This window comes from Enterococcus sp. 9E7_DIV0242 (genome assembly GCF_002140975.2).
In the GTDB taxonomy this organism is placed as follows: domain Bacteria; phylum Bacillota; class Bacilli; order Lactobacillales; family Enterococcaceae; genus Enterococcus_L; species Enterococcus_L clewellii.
Genome location: NZ_CP147247.1, coordinates 3,328,974 through 3,346,672, shown reverse-complemented (window position 1 = coordinate 3,346,672; position 17,699 = coordinate 3,328,974). Strand labels below are relative to the sequence as shown.

Genomic DNA, 17,699 nt, shown 5'->3' with positions numbered 1-17,699 from the left:
CAGATTTGTACTAAAATGAATTTGTTCTACCAATAATAAATGGAACTTACTCCAAATAACAGTTGCTTTTTCACTTATTATACCATGCAAGCAAGCTGCGTTCCGCCTCATTTCTTCCTACCTTCAACTATTAGTTCCAAACAAAAAAACTACTAACCAAAATGATTAGTAGTTCATATTTCTATTAGCCATTGACCCGTTATTGAGACTAGACGCGACTCACCGTTCTTCCAACAAATCAACAAGCTCTTTCAATGCTTCATTCGCAGTTTTACCATTATCCTTCTGAATCAATGCTTCTGAAATAATGAAGGAACCACCGACACCGATCACATGTGCATCAGATAGATAGTCCATGAAATTGCTTTTATCGATGCCCCCTGTAGGTAAAAACTGTACATCATAAAACGGCCCACCCAATGCTTTGATTGCTTTCAAGCCACCATAGATATCTGCCGGAAAGAATTTCACTACCTTGATCCCATAGTCTAGCGCGCGCTGGATATCCCCAGGCGTTGCTGTTCCTGGAAAAACAGGTATATTCTTACTTAAGCAGTAGTCAATAACTTCAGGAACCACAGCTGGCGACACAACAAATTTCGCCCCACTTGCCACGGCAAGCTCTGCTTCTGCTAAGCTTCTAACTGTTCCGGCTCCTACTGTCAGTTCACCTGATTTGGATAGCTGTTTCATCGCTTCGGCTGCCAAATCACTACGGAAGGTCACTTCAATAAAGCGAACCTCATTTTTGACAAGGATTTCTTCCAGCTTATCCAAGCAGCTCAAATCAGTAGCTGTATATAACGGCAACAGCTTTGTTTTTGCCAGTTGCTCGTAAATCTCGTGTGTCATTATCGTCACGATTTTTAGCCTCGCTTTCCTTTGACAGAATTATTGTTTGTCCTTAATGATCGCTTCATGCAATCCTTGCATATAACCAATACCGATCGCTCTGTCATGAAGACCGTAGCCCGGCATGGCATGCTCGCCCCAAATCGTTCTTCCGTGGTCCGGACGAATCACTCCATCAAAGCCAGCATCAACCAAAGCCTTCATAATCGCATACATATCCAACGAGCCTTCTGTACTCAAATGCGCTGTTTCGATAAATTTCTTTTCACCCAGAAATCCTACATTACGGAAATGAACGAAATTGATTTTATGACCAACCTGTTTGATCATTTCAACTAAATCATTGGATGGATCAGCACCCAGTGACCCTGTACAGAAAGTCAATCCATTGTATGGTGAATCGACGATATCCAGTATTCTTTGCAAGTCTTCCAAGTTCTTGGTGATTCTTGGAAAACCGAAGATTTCCCATGGTGGATCATCCGGATGAATGGCCATTTTTACATCCATTTCTTCACACACAGGGATAATTTTCAACAGGAAGTATTTGAGATTTTCGAACAAATCTTCTTCTGTTACACCTTCATAAATTTTGACCAATGAATCAAATTTTTTCAGACGTTCTTCTTCCCAACCAGGTAAATCAAAGCCTTTCGACTGACTGTGGATCAGCTTGAACATATCGCCCGGTTCCATATTATCGACCACAGCCTGATCATAAACCAAAGAAAAGCTGCCATCGCTGTTTTCATGCGCCAATGTCGTTTTTGCCCAGCCAAAAATCGGTTTAAAGCTATAGCAAATCAAGTTTACACCGCAAGCAGATAGATTTCTGATTGTCTGGATGTAATTGTCAATATATTTGTCTCTGTCCGGTGCACCCGCTTTGATGGAATCGTGGATAGCCACGCTCTCGATACCCAGCAATTCCAAATCGCCTTTTTCAACAGAATCCTTTAGTTCCTGAATCTCATTGACTTCCCACACATCACCCGGCAATTTGTTTAATAATGTTCCTACAATTCCGGTGATACCGGGAATCTGCTTCACATATTGTAATGGGATGGAATCGCCTTTTTCTCCATACCATCTGAATCCCCATTTCATCACTAATCATCCTTCGCTAATTTTTTAGAGGAAAACCTCGGTTTATCTATTGCTTTTATAAAAAAATTCTTTAAAAATCGTCTTCCTCTTCATCATCCATATCTGCTGCTGTATCAGCTGCCTGCCAAAGACTGATGCCATTTGCACCTTGCGCTACAATACTTTGAATCATTTGTTCATCCGCTTTTGTGCCTATCAATTGATGATTGATCGTCTCCAACAGCATCGGTAAATTGACACCACCAATGACGAAGGTTGTTTCTCTTGCTGAACCTTCTAATGCATTGACTACCAATACCGATTGATTGTAAGGACTGGCACTCACCAAATCCGTCAATACAATGACACCCTCGCCTTTATCCACCTGTTGAATTGCTTGCTTTATCTTTTGTCCTAATTCCTGAATATCATCCCCTTGATTCAGATTAACTGTCTCAGTATTACTGACAGCCCCGATAATTACCTCGGCTGAATCCTTCAGGCCATTGCTTAACTGACCGTGTGTCGCAAGGACTATTCCCAGCATGTGCATCACTCTCCTTTTTATTTTTGATGAAACTGTCCAAGTAATTGGGCAGTTTCTCCTTTCTGGTGGTCCGATGTCCGTTTCTCTAGCATTCTTGGTAAAAGGGAAACGGCTCTCCTTTGTGTTGCTGTTGAAAGTAGGCAAGTTTGCCTGCTTTCTTCATCCTTGAGGTCCGATGTCCATTATTTCTAGAGGTTCCTACATCAGAATAATGGCTCTCCCTTTTATTGTTAATGAAACTGTCCAAGCAATTGGTCAGTTTCTTCATTCTCGAGGTCCGATGTCCGTTTTCCTAGCGCTCTTGATAAAAGGAAAACGGCATAGCGAAATAAACGGTAGCAAAAAATGAGGGTCATTATTGGTACCACAGATTGTTTATATCGCTATATTTCTTGTAAATCAGACCTTTGCTAAAAGCTCTCAAGTGTATACTGCCACTTGTTTCTATAAAACTTACATTCTAGCTGAATAACTGGATAAGCTTCCGCATGTTCGTACTATTCAGCTGTTTCTGCTTCAAATCAGACTGCTCCAAATAATACGATGTCTCTGCTGCGCTACTTGCTGCTCTCGCACTAAAAATGTAATTGATTTGCTCTGACTGCTTGCCTAGCTGAGTTGTATCCTCTAGCTTGATTGGTGTTTTTGTGCGGTCTGCCAGATACAGCTCCGGCTCTGCACCGACACAATCAAGAGAATAAATTTTCGCTGAAGCTTTGCAGGAGCTCTTCAAAACATCCAGTCCTATTTCACCAAAACAGCCCTCATCTACAAACGCAAAGGCCGTTTTCTTGTCACTGTTCTCCTCAATCAATGCCAACAAAGCAAGAATCGATGAGGTGTTGCGAATCAGTGTTTTCCGAACCGACAGCCCTTTGGCCACCTTACCTAAAAGATAGAAATAGAGTCCATACCCAAGAATGACAAAAAGTGTCTGGATCGAAAACAGATCAAATGTATTCCCAGACTGGTTCATATACAACATCGTCAGCAATCCTCCCACTAATAACATGAGTAGCGAACTAACGAGTATAAAGCCGGTAATCGATTTTTTCTGTTTTTCACGATCGAACAGGTCATACGAACCAAAGCCTTGAGGTGGTGTGTCATAATACGTACAGAGGATTCGGTCTGCTGTTTCGACGTTACCAACGTACAAATTACTGGAAACATACTTTTTATTCTGCTGGTATTCAATCACTTGAATATCGGTTCTCATCTCAGCGATATCCGTTACTAACGCTGAAAGAAACCGTTGCTTTTGTTTCTTTGTCCGACGCAGACGATAGATATGCTGATAACGAAACAGCCAGTCCTTGAATGTCTCATCTTGTACTCTCTTTTCTGTTTTTTCCATCGTTCCATCACTTCCTGTCTTCAGATCGCTGTAAATCTTTCAGTTGGAATCTTCTATCTTTTTAACAAGCTGTCTAACTAGATATAGACAGTTTAGCCCTTGGTTATAACCCGAACTGTCCTAACACATCTTTCAATGTAGACTTCGGTGCAGATGGTGTTGCTTGGAAATAAATATCCTCTACTCCATATTGTTCGTTCATTTCCTTCAATTTTTCAGCATCTGCTTTGTTTAGGTAAACGGATTTTGTTACAAGAATATCTTTTTCCGGGTCTTTCTGTGCAATTCCACCGATATTCAATTCTTTCATCTGTATGCCATGCTTCACTAAGTCATAAATCACACTGACTGTTTTCGCAATCAAGATGCAATTATATTCTTTAAAGTTGAACTCATCCCAGTAAAATTTTGCCTTTTCCGGTGTAATAACAATTGTTTTCTGTCCTGTTCTACTTCCAGCACTCTTGTACAAGTCGCGCATGAATTTATCCTTTGCTACCACTTCATCTACAACAAAAATCGAATTGACACCACTTTTTTGTGATAAGGTCATCATAACCTGACCATGTATCAAACGTTCATCCACACGTGCTAAGTTAACTGTTCCCATACCTGTTTCACTCCCTTTTCTTCTATAGAAACCAACGAAGTGATTTCTTTTATTCGTTCAGGAAGCTAACCAATAAATAGCTTAGCTTCCTGATTTTTCCTACTGATCGGTCTTTTGAATTACAGAATCCCGATTGCTGCCAGTACAATCAATATCCCCGTCAGCCAGAGCAGTGCTTGAGTTACTTTCAGACCCTTCTTCGTATAGAACCAGTAGACACCCATCACGACTGCCAGTGGGAGAATCCCCGGAACAATCTGATCCAGTATGTCTTGTATGACGAATTCCCGACCGGAAATCTTGAATTGAAGTGTCGAAGCGACTTTTACATAATTTCCTGCCAAAATCCCCATCATGAACAGCCCTAAAACAGAAAGTGTTTCAATAGCATTTTGAACACCTGAGCTTTGCATCAAGCCAGTGGCATTCCGTCCCATCGAGAACGCTTGACGAGCAAAGAAAACACCTAACATGACCTGATATAGAGCGAAAGCTACGAATGGGAACAAGGCACCAAGTGCACTCCCTTGCTCAGCCCAAGGAACAGCGATTGCAATAAAGATATACTGTACCGTTCCGGAGTCGATTGCATCACCAATTCCAGCTAACGCACCCATCAACCCAGCTTTTGTGTTATACATCAGGTCATCCTGCATCAATACTTCTGTGCCTTCGTATTCTTCTTGTGCTCTTTGTTGCTCCATTGATGACATCAGACCTGTGATGACACCGCCACCCCAGCTCAGCTGTGTGTTAAAAAACAACAATTGACGTTTATAAGCTGCTTTTAATGCGTCATCATTTTTATAAAGCTTTCTCAAAACAGGCATCATTGCATAAAGTAAGGATGGTGCTAAATAGCGTTCAAAGGAATGCGGGATTTCATTGGCGAAATGCCATCTAAGATACGCTTTAGTTACATCTTTTTTCGTAATTTCTTCTGGTGCGAGATTCGTCTTTTTTGTTATCTCGGTCATTTTTTTCCCTCCTGTAAAAAAGTATCTTGGCTTGTTCAGCCTTTGGTAGACTAGAAGCCGTCGTCGTAATCGTCATCATCGTCGCCGTCAAAGGTAGCCCCTGCATTTCCTCCACCATTACTTGCAGCCGGCACATTCTTCCCTTTTTGGGATTGTACAAAGATCAACGCAATAATGATTCCGAAGATTGCATAAGTTACCATCGTTACTTCCAATGACTTCATAACAATACTCATAAAATAAGCAAGGAAGAAGAAGACCATGTAGTCTTTTCGACCAATAACATAAATTGTTGTTGCGATCCCGATTGCTGCCAAACCGCCGCCGACTACTTCAAGAACGTGGATTACAACGGTTCCTTCCAAAGCAGTGATAACATCCGCAATAACCGGTGCACCAAAGTAAAGAGATACAAATACTAGTGGAACAAATAGTAAGAATGATGCAATTGTTGGATAAACAATGACCGAACGCGCAATTGCTTTAGCATTCAAATCTTCTACTGCTTTATCCGTATATTTTCCTAAAAATGTGTTGATGAAGAATCTAAATTGATACAAATAACTTCCCAACAGTCCTACCGGAACTGCTACGGCAATCGCCGCTTCCGGTGATAAATCTCCTAACAACGCAACTGGCACAGCAATCGCAGCAGCAATAGACGGCTCAGCCGGCATCGATCCTCCTGGTGAGAATACCCCCATATAAATCATTTGCAACGAAGCTGTTACGATCATCGCTTGAGGAACATTCCCCATGATGATCCCTACGACAAGACCGGTCATTAATGGAGAGAATCTGAGCGTTAGTGTCGCTCCTCCTCCCAGCCATCTTGACATAACGGCTGCGGTCCACAATGCAATCAATAAACTCTGCAATACACTTAAAGTTTCCATATGTCTCCTTCTTTCTATTGAGGAAACGGCTCAGGTATCTGATCCGTTTCTTCATTTTGGTGGTCCGATAGCTATTTCCCTAGCATTCTTGGCAAAAGGGAAATAGTTCTCCTTCTTTCTGTTGAGGAAACGGCTCAGGTCTCTAATCCGTTCCTCCATTCTGATGGTCCGATGTCCGATTCTTGAGAGGTCTCGATATCAGATGCTCTCTCTAGCTTCTTCATTCCATCGGTCTATTTCTACTTTCTGCGCTATCCTTTATTTTCCATATATTCTTCCAATTGATAAACCGCTTGTTTCAACCCGGCTTCGGTGATTGGGACTGGAATGAGATGGACTTTCTTTTTCGAATAAATAAATGCAACGATTTCGTCGATGACAGTCTCATCTTCTGGATAGATCCCCATCTGATGTAGGGATGTCGGCAGCTTCAATTCTTGATAAAATGGCAGCAGTTGGTCGATCAATGACCATTTTTCTTCGATAGCCAACTGGTAAAAAATACCATATGCAACCTTTTCACCATGTAAAAACTGATGACTTGCTGGAATGTATTTACTCATACCGTCGTGCATAGCATGTGCAGCAGCGTTCCTAGCGTACGCATCACCTAACCCACCAACCATTCCGGCAACTGCGAAAATGATTTCGGATAGATGGACAAATTCATCTGATAATTTCTGTTCCTTCATATCCTGAATCGCTTTTGTAGAATCTCTCATGATGGCGTCTTTACAAAGAACAGATGTGAAGCCAGCCATTTGTAGAAAGGGTTCGTTCTTCAAATGCTCTTGTTGGAGAATCGCATCCGATTCATACCATTTAGCTAAGGTATCCGCCAGTCCGGCGATAAAATAGTCGATAGGGGAGTCAATGACCAGAACTGGATCAGTAATAAGAAAGGCAGCCTGTCTCAAAAAATGCTCCGTTTGCCCTTCGGATTCCCCATTCTCTTTGTACATAACAGAGAGTGGTGTCCAAGGGGCACAATTGCTGGCTAACGTAGGAATAACTCCAAAATTCACATTCAATCGATGCGCCGCATAACCAACCAGATCCGTCAATTTTCCTCCGCCGACACCGATAATAAAATCAGCGCCAGATTTATTTGCGGCTTCCATCACTAAATCTGTACCATAATAACTGCATTCTCCTGTATACTGATGATACGTAAACTGGTAACGATCATCAGTCAAAAAGGAAAGCATCGGTTTCGCTTTTTCCCAAGAGATTGTCCCATGAACGATCAGTACACGTTTTGCTTGGTATTCCTCTAACAATTGTGGTACAAAATCCAAGGCCCCCTCATGATACTGATAGAATTGCGGTCCGACTTTTACCTTCAAATCATTCAGCATGCAGACACGCCCTGTTCTGTAACATAGCGACTCTCTGCCTGTACAGAACGTTCAGGTAGCTGTCCTCTGACCACATCTTCTACATCTCGAACACATTTCTTGCCCATTTCTTCTAAACACTCCATCGTGTAAGCGGAAGTATGCGGTGTCATTACAACGTTTTCGACAGAAAGATACGGATGATCCTTTCGGCCTGGCTCTTCTTCAAGCACATCTGTTGCAAAGCCAGCAATTTTACCAGATTTTAAACCGCTTACAATCGCTTCCTCATTAACTAGGGCTCCTCGTGCACTGTTAGATATATACACATGATCTTTCATTTTCTCGATTTCTTTTTCTGAAATCATATGATAATTGTCTTCTGTTAAATTGGCACATAGACAGATAACATCCGATGCCTCAAGAAGCTCATCAAAGGAAACTTTTTTTGCTCCATAACTTTGAATATGCAACTCAGATTTATACGGATCATAAGCCAAAACCTCACATTGAAACCCATTACGAACGATTTCGACTACTCTGCTTCCTGTATTACCGACACCAATCACACCAACCGTTTTATTGAACAATGTTCGACCAACAAAATGTGCTCGGGCTTCCCAGTCATCCTCTCTCACGCTTTGCTGCGCTTCGACAGTTCGTCGTAAAATCGTCATTAAATTTGTCACATTGTTTTCTGCTACAGCGTCTCGTTCAACAAGCGCCGGAATGATCGAAACGATCGTATCATGCTTTCTAGCAGCCTCAACATCCACATTATTGTACCCAATCCCATGACGTGAAATTAAAATAAGTTCATCTTTATGATCAAAAAATTCTTGTGTGAAAAATGGTGTAACGCTTGCAATCACGATATTATATCCCTGTAGGATTTCCGCCAGCTCGCGCCCTGGAATCTCACCATCTACCGTAAAATGCTCGACTGGACCAATTTTCTGCAAACTCTCCATATGCTCCGGAAACACCTTACCAAAACTACTAGAATTAACAATTGCAATGTTGTACTTCGACATGCTCAGCTCTCCTTTAACTGTTGTTTTTACAGTGTGTTCAAAAAAACATGTCTCGATGATGCTGCAGCTTTTGTTCGAGAAACTTTCTGAATTTTTGTTTTGTTGAAAAAATCGTCGGAACCCATTTCCCCTATGGTTCTTCAAGTAGAATAACACCCAAACATATTCTGAAAAACTTTTTCTGTTCCTCCTTCCCCATCCCTTGTCTAATTTTCCTGCATAAACATTTATTTAAAATGGATATAGCAAAGATAAATCAAACAGAACCCTTACATACGAAATCACTAAATTGCCACTTACGATTTTCTCTCCCGACACTCACATCTTACTCGATAAAAAAAATAATGTAAAGGTTTAACAAGAATAAAAAATATTTTTTATTTAACAGGTGAAAACCAACAACAGAAAGACTTGTAAGCGCAACCAATATTTTTAGTTTCCTCAAAAAAAAGCATGAATGAAAATAGTAAGTAACTTCGTTCCTTTTTTTGGACGTTTCCTTCTTGTAAGAATTGTTTTCCCGAAAAATGGATTGTTTAAAAAGTATGTTGTTGTTTTTTTACGATTTCTTCTTTTGCTGAAAGTACTGATCTATCAACCTTATTTACCAGTCAGTATGCTCCTTATTTATTAATCAAGGTTATATGAATGAACATTAAAAATAACACGACAAGAAAAAAACAGCTGCTTTCATTCAGCTGTTTTGATCATTTATTCTATAGATACATCTCGTTTAAAAATTTTATTCAGTTACACGTTTACAAATAATGCACTTTTTTTGGTAGCGGTTTCCGAAAATATTTTTTTCTGAAACTACTAGAAATTAAAAATTGTTTTTTTAATTTTGTCTTTTTCACTTATACAGGTAAAGATTTTTTTGATTCCAGTCAAACATACTAAGACAAAATCGTTCCCCCCCTCTTACTGATTCCTTTCAGCGACTTCACTGTTTACAGATAGCTGCTGCTTTATCTCATCATCTATTACTTCCCAGCCCTCTCCATAGATATGATCGATTTGCCCATAGGCATCATAAGAGAGAATCAATGTCTTCTCGCCATTCTTGTACTCAAAAAATGAATAGTCCTTCTTTTGATCGTCATAGGTATCTCGACGAGTCCAATCATGATAATCTGTGCCAGTCAAATCATCCATATGCTCATTCAACAGCTCCTTCACAGCTTCTGTCGTAAACTCAGGATGATAGTCCAAGCTCCATTCACGTTGCTCCGTTAATAAAAAGGAATGCAAAAAGAATAATCCAGAAGTCCACGGTCGAATCTCCATGTCTTCCCATAACCGGTCATACTCCTGCTTTTCGAGCTCCGTCCATCCTTTACCAAAAACATCGTTGATTTTTCCGTCTTCGTCCATTTGCAAAATAACAAATGGTGTTTCCAACAGCTCAAATCGTAGACCATTCAGCTGGCCATAGTCTTGAACATTATCAATAGTAGGATACAAAAATCCTGCATCTTCAAGGTCCAAGGAATCTAATTTTTCAAAATCAAGCGTCAAAAACATAGCTTTCGCGTCATCATTGACATGCTCTTCTATAAATTTCTGACGACCAGACGCATCTTCCCTATCAATGTAAAAATAGTAAGTAAAATTATTGTACATAAGACTGCTGCTTTTCAACTCTATAAAATCAGAAATGGCGCTGGTTATACTAGTCTCCGGCAATAGGTCCTGTGTTGGTTCATAAACTGAAGCTCGTTCAGATTGTCTGACAAAACTAAATAAGAGCAGCACCATACTAACAACTACCCAAACAGCTTTTGCTGAATAATGGGTCGATTTGATTTCATTCACAACAATTTTTTCAGGCTCTTTGGGTATCATCCCAGGTGCAACCTGCTTCAATAGCTCAAATCTGGCATCAGCTTCTGAGGTCTGATCAAGGGCAGCGTACACCTGACCAGTCAATAAAAGAAACACAGCGTAAGGCAGCCCTGGAAGCTGATCTGGCTGGCACATCAAAAGCCTATCTGCACGCCCTTTATTAGAAGCCCAATCAACATAATCACTTAAGAAAATGGTTGTTTCATTAAGAGCTAGCGCTTGTAATTCGGCAAACCGCTCTGAAATCATCTGTTTCGACTGCTCATTTTCCAGCTTTACATCTTTTACCAGCGTGTAAGCAAGCTGTAAATGGATAACAGCAGGATCTCCTATAAACATGCTTTGACAGGCCGCCATTTTTTTATTCCAGTGATTTCTTTCTATCGTTCCTTTAGCTAGCAATTGATACAGCTCATAGCGTGCCAAAAAATAGGGAATACGTTTAGCCAACTCTATCTGTATGTAGAAGTCAAAAGGAAAATCTGGGGCTTGTTGTATCTGCTCCCAAGAATAGCTGAATGGTGTTCTTTCTTCGACAACCTCCTCTGACTCATCAAAGTCAAACACCTGACCTAAATAATCAATGATCGGTTTAGCAATAAACAAATAGTTCTCTACCAAAAATTCTTGAATCCTTCTTTCAATTTGTTTGCGTTCATTGATCGACCAAGACAACTCATCTGCAAATAGCTTTTTCCAAACTGTCAAATCCGCGAAAAAAATTTTTTCATTATACAATTGATTTAACTGTTCAAAAAAAATTCGCATTGCTTCCCCTTCAATGCTGGTTAAAATTTCTTCATTGACCTTGTATACGATTTCAGCTGTGTCTGCTTCACCATACTTCTCAACAGAATCCCCACTAGTGATTTTCTCCGCTAATAGCAGCGCTTGTTCGAATGCCGCTCTTAAGTATTCAATATCCTCTGTCTTGTCATCGTTCACCAATTGCCTGAGCTGGCTAATATACGCTTTTTTTATCTCCGTTTTATTTGCTATCGGTTCGATACCCAATAATTCCCAACAACTCATTTTCATAGCTCCTTTTCTAAACAATCTCCTATCTATCAATAGTACACTGAAACTATTATTTTTTATAGAAGAGATTTTTTGATTCGGATAGTATCTACAGTTCTCCCATTCCCTGCAGCTAGTTTTTACAGACCTATCATTCTTCCCCACTCATCGAAGATTATCTGCAACTATCCGTTCATTAGTTTGATATAGAACAAACAAAAAGCGCTCAAAGGCTTTACAGAGAGTTTCGCAATTTAGTACACTTAGGGTATTCTGAAACGTTTTTGTAATGCTCAATACAAATTACATACAAACCACCGACAACTACCATGTATTATCGCCCTGTACATATATTGCAACCTATTTACCGATATCTCCTCAGTTTTCACTCCTTGCCAAACAGTCAGTCGCTGCTGTTTGATTTTATGACCTGACTTGATGAGCGGCACAAGTCCAGATTGGAGACTATGATGAAAAATCATTATTTAGATCAGCGAATCCGTTTAAAAATGGGTTCTCTTAGTGAGACAGAACAAAAAATTTCTGATTATTTTACTCATTCAGATGAGGTACTATCCTTAAAAACACTGGAAGAATTGGCTGGTGAAATTGGTGTGTCACAATCATCCATCTATCAGTTTGTTAAAAAAATCGGCTATAGCGGCTTCCAGGATTTCAAGATCGATATTGCTCGAAATGCCAGCCATCAGCCAGCTTTTCAAAATGTCAATCACATGACCGGTGCTGACGATATTAGCCCAGAGGATTCCAGTATCGATATAGCGAAGAAGGTGCTGCAGTCTAATATTTATTCGCTAAGCAACTCAATTCATTTTTTAACAGAGGAGCTGCTCAATGAAGTATTGTCGTTAATGTATTCTGCCAAAACCCTGCATTTCTTTGGATTAGGGGGTTCAACGATCGTCGCGTTTGATAGCTTCCATAAGTTTATCCGAACAAAATATCGCTGTAACCATTTGTTTGACTACCATATGCAGCTGAGCTTTGCGACAAAACTGACGAGCGAAGATTGTGTATTCCTGTTCTCCCATTCCGGGCAAACAAAAGAGACAATCAACCTGGCTCGGCAAATCAAAAAGACACCAGCTAAACTTATCGCATTGACTGGAAATAGTGGTTCTGAGCTAGTAGCCTTGGCAGATAAGGCAATCATTGTGCTGACCGAAGAAACCGTCTTCCGCACAGAATCGTTAGCATCTAGAATCAGTTATCTGACGGTCATGGATATCCTCTATACGAATGTAATGCACCATAATTATGACCAGAACATTGAGTCTATGAAAAAAATCAGAGACAACATCAGTACGACGAAAACAAATCCTTATAATTTTACGCTTTAGAAACACTCGTTATAGACACAGAGTAGGAGAAGCGTCTTTATGCCAAAATACCACTCCTATTTGATCAGGCGCACCTCGCAAACTGATAGGCATAATGCTGAAAAGAGGCAAGCACCAAAAGTTTTTCATCTAACTTTTGAGCTTGCCTCTTATTTTTGTGAGAATTGCTTCTGCTTCCACTATTCATTGTAATGAGCCCAATTGAACTCGTAGGAAATAAATGCAATCGGTCGATTTCTTAACTCAACGGGAAGCATTTACTACCGTTTAGAACTTGCTTATGCAAGAATCTCTTGAAAAGACCTCACTATCCTTTGCCTTATCACACTTTTGGCACAACCTCACGATAGATAGAAATAAAATTAGCAATAATACCCAATATAATATTTTGATTTTGAATGATACTGGTAACTTATTCGCGTAAATTTCCTATATTTTTTTTGGCGGTACTCCTTTAAATTTGAACATGAGCGTATTCTTTTTCATCATATTATTGCTTGAGCTAGTGGCTGACGTGCTTATTCCACTTGTCTGATTTACCGGAGCTGAAAGAACGATCGTGCACAGCATAAAAAGAAAAATTGATTTCATTAGTAATCACCTCAAATCTATTTAACTACAAAAAAACAAAAGGCGTATAATCCCTGTCAAAATCATCGAAATTCCATTCGAAATCTACTTAAAAATGATATAATTGGTTGGGGGGTGAATGAACATGATGTTTCGCTTGTTGTGGCTTTGGATTGGACTACCATTGTTAGTTTCAGTGTTTTGCTTTAAGGAAAAAAAAGAGTGGCAAGATATTGCTAGCACAACAGCCGTTGCCGTTGCTATACTTTGCTATTATCCATTGTCCAGTACATCCTTAAGCATGCTCCTACTGATGCTTGTCTATTTTCTTTCTCTCTATTATTCTGAAAAAAATATTTTATCAGCAATGCTCTACTATTTATTTGCTTTTGTTAATGTAGAACTGGCAGGCACGCTAACCTATGCACTCCCTCTTGACAGATTCGCAGGAACGACGAGCATTATCTATATTGATGGGCTGATTATTTTGATTCTCTCAGTCACTTTTTCCTTATTCGGAAAAAGAGCCCTTATAAAATTGACCGAGAAAAACGAATATGTAGAGCCTGTTGCTTTGATTTTAGGTGCAGCCACATTCCTCTATTTCTTTAGGAACATCTATCTTTTTGAAGTTCTTTCTGAACGAGGAAATGAATTAGTTGCTGATACAGTAACCGGAATAATTGGAGGAATTTTTGGTCTCTTGATCCTTGTGCTTCTCTTAAACCATCGTTCAGAAAAAATGAAAAGATTAGCTGAGCAAGAAAAAATGAATGATCGAATAAACTTGGACTATACAATCAATCTTGAGAAGCACTATCAGGAAATGCGAAAATTTAAACATGATTATCAAAATGTATTGACTAGTATCGAAGCATTTATTACTGAAAAGGAATATGAAAAATTTGAAGAGTATTACTATAACCATCTCCAACAGAGTTCTGTCCATTTAGAGCAGCTAGAAGTAACTCTTTCAGAATTAGCAAATATGAAAAATCTTGAAATTAAAGGCTTGCTATATACTAAGCTGACATTAGCCAGTACTGTTGGTGCAGATGCCCACTTAGAAATAAAAGAGGTCATACAGATTAAGCATCATGTGTTACCTCTCGTTCGTGCGCTCGGAATTATTTTGGATAATGCAATTGAAGCAATCGAAGACATAGGCTCAGGAAAAATTGATGTTGCCTTTATAAAAGAGGAAGGAGATATAATTATACTGATTCAAAACAGCTGCCTTGAGACTACACCTCCATTATTTGTCCTTGAAGAGGAAGGATTTTCCACCAAAGGAGAGAATCGTGGGTTGGGACTCTCTAATTTAAACGAACTGTTTCAACACACACCTGTTTTCGTTGAAACGTCTATTGACTCAGGCCTGTTTATCCAAAAATTGACGCTTTCCGAAAAGGAGGAAGGGTAACATGTTGACTGTTTTCATTTGCGAGGATGATCCCATACAGCGGCTACTATACAAAGATATAATAGAACGACATATCATAATGGAAGAGCTAAACATGAAGCTGACTGTTACCACAGATAATCCATTAGACATTTTACAATACTTAGATAAAAATGCATTTAATACAGGTATCTACTTTTTAGATATTGATTTAAACCATTCGTTGTCCGGATTAGAGCTAGCTATGGAAATTCGAAAAAGAGACTCTTTAGGTAAAATCATTTTTGTCACGACACATGATGAGTTTGCACCACTTACTTACCGTTATAAAATTGAAGCACTTGATTTTATTGAGAAAACTAACATTGAGGATACAGCATTTCGCCTCAAAGAATGCTTAACCTTTATTTCAGAAAGACAAAGCCTTAACAGTGATCAAAAGAAACAAGTAATCATTAAAAGAGGGAAACAGACTCAGTTCATTAATTTCTCGGACATTTTATTTTTTGAAACAACTGGAAAGGCACACAGACTTTATGTTCATACAAAGACTGGAAAGATAGAGTTTTATGGAAAAATAAAAGAAATGGAGAATCATGGGGATATTTTTATTCGGGTGCATAAATCTTATGTCGTCAATCTGGAAAATATCAAAAAAATTGATAACGAACGATACGAACTTGAAATGGTTAATGGTCAGAGATGTGCGATAGCTCCTAAGAAAATCAAATTATTGAAACGTTGATTTTTATTCAAAAACAGTTCATTTTGAATAACTAATCACAAGTGAGCGAATAATTGATTAGACTATTTTGTAAGGAAGAGATATTTCCTACAAAAAGGAGAGAGGAGTTTTAAAATGAAAAAGAGAAGCAGTTTTGTAAAAGTATTGGTGGGCTTGGGGGTATTATGTATATTTAGTGGGAGCGCACCTACCGCTTCAGCTAAAGAAAATAAATTTGTCACCTACACGCCAAAACAATTGAAGGTACTAGCCGAATTGGAAAACAAGGTGGATGATTACTTAGCATATGGTGAAAATGCGCCAATTGAAGTAGATGTGAAAAGCCGTCTTCGAGCAAAAGTAGGGGCATGGAGCTGGCGAGATGGGGTCATTTGTGTAACAGATGCAGGGTCAAGTATGTTAGTAACAAACTCTTGGCATGCAGGAATCGTTGCACCCCAAAAAATTCAAGTCGTTGCGGAAGCAGAAGGCGTCGGCAAAAAAGTACGATTACAAGGTGGAAATTGGAATAGTCGCTTTCCTAAAAATAAGGTTTGGCAAGTCGGGGTAAAGAAAACGAGTGTTGCGCAAGATTTGAATGCTGGTCGTTGGGCAGGAAAGCAAGTAGGCAAACCTTATAATTTAAACTTTTGGAATATTAAACAGACAGGCTCTTTCTACTGTTCACAATTAGCTTGGGCGGCTTATTACTATACGGCAAAAGTTGATTTAGATAAAACAGATAATAATATTGGTTCTGCATGGGCTGTGCATCCAGGTGAATTTGTAAACAATTCCCAGACCTCTATTATTTACAGAAACAAGTGATCCGATGACGAAGAAGATTGGTTTTGTCGCTATTATCTTACTAATCATAGTTGGTGGTTTAGCTGTTGCCCCACAGCTTTTCCAAACCGCTTCAGATGAACAAGTTTCATTTAATAATCAAGCAGATGTGTTTGTTGTATCTTCAGATAAAATTACATCTTTCCAGTTCGAAAAGAACGAACTGCAAGAACTTGAAAAAGTCGATGTAACCCTTCCAGAAGTAGTAGACCCTTGGTTTGTAAAAGGAGAATTTAACAATAGGAGGCTGGTTTTTTCAACGGGAGATCGTTTGGAATCTACCGATGATGAGCGTCTTGTTTCTATAGACTTTCAGACGGGAAAGATTCGACAGCTTAAAACACCACATTATGCCTACACTGGAAGTGGTGTTTCAGAAGAATTTTTTTATACTTTCCAAGCAACGACAGATGATGGCGGATTATTCGCATTTGACTCATTAGGTGATGAAAAAAGTTCATATGCCTTTGATGAATCAATTACATCAGCCACGCAATTTGATGGAAAAAATGGTCAGCTCAATTTGTTAGCTACAAAAATCTCTGAAGAAGATGAAAATATTTATGAATCCTATGTATTCATCTTTGAAGAAAAGCCGGAATTAAAACTGGTCAAAGAAATTTCTTTGGATGACGATCCAACCTTTGTTTACGGTTTTACGAATACCTCAACTGTAAATAACCATCTATATGCTGCGGTCACAGCTCTTAGAAATAGAGAAACGTATGAGTTAATTCCTGATAATCGTTATATGAAATTTAATTTGGAAACACAGGAAAAAGAATTCTTTGAACTACCTGAAAATTTCCCTAACTTAATTTACACGAGTAAAAGTGAACAATACCTTCTCTTTGTTCATGAACAAGATTCGTTACAGAAGACTGGAATCTCTGTAGTGAATACTAAAAATAATGAGAGCTATTTTATTCATGTCAACGACTTGCTGAAGACGGACGATATAGAGTCATCACGGATCTTAAGCGTGAACACGACCAAAGACAATAAGCTCTTAATTTTAACAGTAAATGACCTAATTGTTTACGATCTACAAGAAGAAGCGCTACTTTCCATTCAAAATTTGGGACAATCGAATACTGGGATATATGTTTGGACAAATAACTAAATAACACATTTACTATTGATTGTACAATCAATACTTATAGCTAGAGAGGTTGGGACAGAAGGGTTCAGCTTCAAGCAATAAGGGGGAATTCACGAAAATTGCATCACAAATTTTT

The 17,699-nt window shown here is 39.1% G+C and carries 15 protein-coding genes; 5 read left to right on the top strand and 10 right to left on the bottom strand.

Annotated features, from left to right (window positions below; all coding sequences use genetic code 11):
• Positions 1-219: 219 nt before the first annotated feature.
• The 10 genes from A5888_RS15835 to A5888_RS15790 form a co-directional block, all read right to left on the bottom strand.
• Complete coding sequence (locus A5888_RS15835; RefSeq protein WP_170924905.1) at positions 220-852, bottom strand: bifunctional 4-hydroxy-2-oxoglutarate aldolase/2-dehydro-3-deoxy-phosphogluconate aldolase; 633 nt, start codon at positions 850-852, stop codon at positions 220-222.
• Between the two features lie 39 nt (positions 853-891).
• Positions 892-1,959 (bottom strand): mannonate dehydratase, encoded by a 1,068-nt coding sequence (gene uxuA / locus A5888_RS15830; protein ID WP_086350852.1) that lies wholly within the window; start codon positions 1,957-1,959, stop codon positions 892-894.
• 70 nt (positions 1,960-2,029) lie between these two features.
• Entirely contained in the window at positions 2,030-2,485 is a 456-nt protein-coding gene (locus tag A5888_RS15825) for a PTS sugar transporter subunit IIA (RefSeq protein WP_086350853.1), read from the bottom strand.
• A 460-nt stretch (positions 2,486-2,945) separates the two neighbouring features.
• Positions 2,946-3,842 carry a hypothetical protein gene (locus tag A5888_RS15820; protein ID WP_086350854.1) on the bottom strand — a complete coding sequence of 299 codons (897 nt, stop codon included), beginning with the start codon at positions 3,840-3,842 and terminating at the stop codon, positions 2,946-2,948.
• Between the two features lie 103 nt (positions 3,843-3,945).
• Positions 3,946-4,452 (bottom strand): PTS system mannose/fructose/N-acetylgalactosamine-transporter subunit IIB, encoded by a 507-nt coding sequence (locus A5888_RS15815; protein WP_086350855.1) that lies wholly within the window; start codon positions 4,450-4,452, stop codon positions 3,946-3,948.
• Positions 4,453-4,571: 119 nt separating this feature from the next.
• Entirely contained in the window at positions 4,572-5,429 is an 858-nt protein-coding gene (locus tag A5888_RS15810) for a PTS system mannose/fructose/sorbose family transporter subunit IID (protein ID WP_086350856.1), read from the bottom strand.
• A 50-nt stretch (positions 5,430-5,479) separates the two neighbouring features.
• Positions 5,480-6,325: a PTS mannose/fructose/sorbose/N-acetylgalactosamine transporter subunit IIC gene (locus A5888_RS15805; protein WP_086350857.1), complete on the bottom strand. Its 846-nt coding sequence runs from the start codon at positions 6,323-6,325 to the stop codon at positions 5,480-5,482.
• A 251-nt stretch (positions 6,326-6,576) separates the two neighbouring features.
• Positions 6,577-7,683, bottom strand: coding sequence for an iron-containing alcohol dehydrogenase family protein (locus A5888_RS15800; protein WP_086350858.1), 1,107 nt, complete (start codon positions 7,681-7,683; stop codon positions 6,577-6,579).
• On the bottom strand, positions 7,677-8,696 hold the full coding sequence (locus A5888_RS15795) for a D-isomer specific 2-hydroxyacid dehydrogenase family protein (RefSeq protein WP_086350859.1): 1,020 nt from the start codon (positions 8,694-8,696) through the stop codon (positions 7,677-7,679). The genes A5888_RS15800 and A5888_RS15795 overlap by 7 nt, the downstream gene beginning before the upstream one ends.
• A 921-nt stretch (positions 8,697-9,617) precedes the next feature.
• Positions 9,618-11,573 (bottom strand): hypothetical protein, encoded by a 1,956-nt coding sequence (locus A5888_RS15790; protein WP_086350860.1) that lies wholly within the window; start codon positions 11,571-11,573, stop codon positions 9,618-9,620.
• Positions 11,574-12,028: 455 nt separating this feature from the next.
• Here A5888_RS15790 and A5888_RS15785 point away from each other — a divergent pair, with 455 nt between their 5' ends.
• The 5 genes from A5888_RS15785 to A5888_RS15765 all read left to right on the top strand — a co-directional run bounded on the left by A5888_RS15785 (position 12,029) and on the right by A5888_RS15765 (position 17,584).
• Positions 12,029-12,919, top strand: a complete 891-nt coding sequence (locus A5888_RS15785) for a MurR/RpiR family transcriptional regulator (protein ID WP_086350861.1) — start codon at positions 12,029-12,031, stop codon at positions 12,917-12,919.
• A gap of 715 nt (positions 12,920-13,634) precedes the next feature.
• Positions 13,635-14,912 (top strand): GHKL domain-containing protein, encoded by a 1,278-nt coding sequence (locus tag A5888_RS15780; protein WP_170924900.1) that lies wholly within the window; start codon positions 13,635-13,637, stop codon positions 14,910-14,912.
• Between the two features lies 1 nt (position 14,913).
• Complete coding sequence (locus A5888_RS15775) at positions 14,914-15,636, top strand: LytR/AlgR family response regulator transcription factor (RefSeq protein ID WP_086350863.1); 723 nt, start codon at positions 14,914-14,916, stop codon at positions 15,634-15,636.
• 114 nt (positions 15,637-15,750) lie between these two features.
• Entirely contained in the window at positions 15,751-16,443 is a 693-nt protein-coding gene (locus A5888_RS15770; protein WP_086350864.1) for a YiiX/YebB-like N1pC/P60 family cysteine hydrolase, read from the top strand.
• 4 nt (positions 16,444-16,447) lie between these two features.
• Entirely contained in the window at positions 16,448-17,584 is a 1,137-nt protein-coding gene (locus A5888_RS15765) for a hypothetical protein (protein WP_086350865.1), read from the top strand.
• The last annotated feature ends 115 nt before the right edge of the window (positions 17,585-17,699 follow it).